The 2,757-nt window shown below is 63.4% G+C and carries 4 protein-coding genes; all 4 read right to left on the bottom strand.

From position 1 onward, the window contains the following. A partial coding sequence (locus tag ACDP63_RS24455; RefSeq protein ID WP_409928818.1) for a hypothetical protein occupies positions 1-240 on the bottom strand: 240 nt, incomplete at its 3' end. Beyond that, positions 240-1,868: an IS66-like element ISPpa5 family transposase gene (locus ACDP63_RS24450; RefSeq protein ID WP_011746418.1), complete on the bottom strand. Its 1,629-nt coding sequence runs from the start codon at positions 1,866-1,868 to the stop codon at positions 240-242. The genes ACDP63_RS24455 and ACDP63_RS24450, both read right to left, overlap by 1 nt. A 62-nt stretch (positions 1,869-1,930) precedes the next feature. Continuing rightward, positions 1,931-2,278, bottom strand: a complete 348-nt coding sequence (tnpB, locus tag ACDP63_RS24445; RefSeq protein ID WP_011746417.1) for an IS66 family insertion sequence element accessory protein TnpB — start codon at positions 2,276-2,278, stop codon at positions 1,931-1,933. Beyond that, the gene (tnpA, locus tag ACDP63_RS24440; protein WP_197029475.1) at positions 2,275-2,703 is read right to left on the bottom strand and encodes an IS66-like element accessory protein TnpA; all 429 of its coding nucleotides are present in this window, start codon (positions 2,701-2,703) and stop codon (positions 2,275-2,277) included. The genes tnpB and tnpA overlap by 4 nt, the downstream gene beginning before the upstream one ends. Between the last annotated feature and the right edge of the window lie 54 nt (positions 2,704-2,757).

The raw sequence follows: 2,757 nt of genomic DNA, 5'->3' as shown, positions 1-2,757 counted from the left end.
GTCGAGGAACGCGTGCCAGGTTTCGGTGGTGATGCGCGCGTCCCTGAGCATGTCTTTCAGTTCATCGATACCGTCATCGGTCAGGGCGGTGACGGTGTCATCCGGGCCGGTATAGACGCTGATGATCGAGCCATAGGTCAGGTTGTCGTCGTTGTAGACGATGGCTTTGAGAAGCTCGGGGTCTTCGCCCAGCATCTTTGCGATGTAGTCGAGGGTGCAGACGTGGGTGACGGTTGCCATCAGGCGGCCTCGTGCAGGGCGGAGGGCAGCGGCGACCAGTTCCAGGGCAACAGATCGTCGAGCCGATTGATCTTGTGATCATGGATGCGGGCCAGGATGTCGGCCAGATAGGCTTGGGGGTCCAGGCCGTTCATCTTGGCGGTTTCAACGATGGTCATGGCGCGGGCCAGCGTTTCGGCTCCGGTATCCGCACCGGCGAAGAGCCAGTTGCGGCGCCCGACACCGATCGGGCGCAGCGCGCGCTCGGCAGGATTGTTGTCGATCGCCACCCGGCCGTCCTCAAGGAACAGGCTGAAAGCGTCCCGGCGGCTCAGCCCGTAACGAAAGGCCTTGGCCAGATCGCCCTTGCCGGGGATCCGCGAGAGCTGCTGCTCTGACCAGGCGAAGAAGACCTCGACCTTCGGAACGCTGTGTTTCCGGCGCGCGGCAAGGCGGATATCGGCGGGATGGCCGGTGATCTCCCGCTCGATGTCATAGAGCGCGCCGATACGGTCGAGTGCCTCGCGGGCGATCGTTGATTTGGTCTTGGTCCATTCATCATGGAAGTCACGCCTCAGGTGAGCCCAACACGCGGCCTCCCGAAGGCGGGGCTTCCCGTCGGGTTCCGGTTCATAGAGCTTGGCATAACCCTTGTAGCCATCGGCCTGGAGAATGCCGCGGGTGTTGGCGAGATGGCCGTGGACGTGCTCTTCCTTCCAGTCGGGCGCGAAGGCATAGACCGCGCCGGGCGGTGAGGCGCCTGCCCAAGGGCGCTGATCGCGGACATAGGCCCAGATCCGGCCCTTCTTCACACCCTTGCCCACCCCCTTGTCGCGGCCCGCGCGATCCAGCACCCGGATCGGTGTGTCATCGGCATGAAGGAGGTCGCTGGCCATCACATCCACCTCGATCCGCTCGATCAGCGGTGCCAGCACCTTCATGGCGCGACCGCACCAGTCGACCAAGGTACTGTCCGGGATGTCGGCGCCCATCCGGGTGAAGATCTCATGCTGGCGATAAAGCGGAAGGTGGTCGTCAAACTTGGAGACGAGGATGTGGGCGAGCAGGTTCGCACCGGCCATGCTGCCGGGGATCGGCCGGCTGGGGGCCGGCATCTGCACCATGCGTTCACAGCGGCGGCAGGACTTTTTCAGGCGGGCGATCTGGACAACCTTCAATTGTGCCGCGATCAGATCCAGCATCTCGCTGACATCTTCGCCCACCAGGCGCAAATCGCCGCCGCAATCGGGGCAGCAACTGCCGGGGTCGAGCTCCCGCCGCTCGCGCGGCGTGCTGTCCGAGACCCGGGGACGTCGGCGGGATGGGCGCTCGGCAGCTTCATCGGCAGGTGCCGTTTCCAACCCATCATCGTTTTGGCCGTCGTTCACGACGTCAGGCTGGCCTTCGGCCGCTGCGATCATGAGATCCTCGAGCGCCAGCTCCAGCTGTTCGATCTCGCGCTCGATCTTTTCCGAGGACTGGCCGAAGACCTGCTTCTTCAGCCTGGCAATGCGCAGCCGCAGGGACTGGATCAACTGGTCATGGGCGCGCAACGTGGCCGAGATCTTCGCGTTTTCCGCCTGCAACGCCGCGATCAGCGACTTCAGAAGCGCCGGATCATCAGGAAGGGTCTGGGCCGCATTCGACATGCGCCCACCTACCACAAGGCAGGCAAAATTGCCATAAAAACAAGGCGTTTTAGCAGGGTAAATCAGCCCACCCGGGCCGGTGGCGCGCCCCAATCCGGCCTGCGCCAGTCAATGCCTTCCCACAGCATGGCCAGCTGCGCCGAGGTCAGGCGAACCGCACCATCCCCGCGCATCGGCCAGGGAAAGCGCCCCTTCTCCAGCACCTTGTAATACAGGCAGAAGCCCTGACCATCCCAATGAAGCAATTTCAACCTGTCGCCGCGACGCCCGCGGAATGCAAAAACCGCACCGCCGGCCGGCTTCTGGCGCAGAACATCCTGGGCAAGTGCAGCCAGCCCGGAGATTCCCTTCCTCATGTCGGTCACGCCGCAGGCCAGATAGACACGAACGCCGGTTCCCGGCCCGATCATGCCCCTTCCACCGCACGGATCACATGTGTCAGCGTCACGGTATCCAGAGCCGGATCGAAGCGCAGGCAGCGACCATTCGCCAACTGCAACTCGATCTGGGCAGGCCGAGGCGCTCCTGTGCAGATGGCCGCTGTCTGCATCACCAATTCCGTGGGCCGGTCCAATCCAACCGGCAGAAACAGCGTCTCCGGAGACGCCGAAACCACGCCCTTCTTCTTCAGTTGGTGCCGCCAGGCATAGATTTGCTGCCGCGTCACATCGTGCCGCTGTGCAACCTGCGTCACCGTCGCCCCGTCCACGCCGACCGACAAAACGATCTCGAGCTTCTCCTCGTCGCTCCACCGCCGCCGCCGCTCCAGTCCAAGAATATCGCCCCGCATCCCCACACCCGCATAAGACACGTCATTAACGACGTCACTATGCACGTGCCTTAATCCATCAGCCCAAACTCAGGCAGGCGGTAACAATCGGGCCGTTAC

It is taken from the genome of Paracoccus sp. P2, from assembly GCF_046335115.1.
GTDB classification, from domain to species: Bacteria; Pseudomonadota; Alphaproteobacteria; order Rhodobacterales; family Rhodobacteraceae; genus Paracoccus; species Paracoccus pantotrophus.
The sequence above is the reverse complement of the archived record's forward strand: the minus strand, read 5'-3'. Positions and strand labels throughout refer to the sequence as shown.

Bases quoted from the DNA above. Each gene is read 5' to 3' on its own strand.
- ACDP63_RS24450 (WP_011746418.1), bottom strand. From the start codon at position 1,868: ATGTCGAATGCGGCCCAGACCCTTCCTGATGATCCGGCGCTTCTGAAG.
- tnpB (WP_011746417.1), bottom strand. From the start codon at position 2,278: ATGATCGGGCCGGGAACCGGCGTTCGTGTCTATCTGGCCTGCGGCGTG.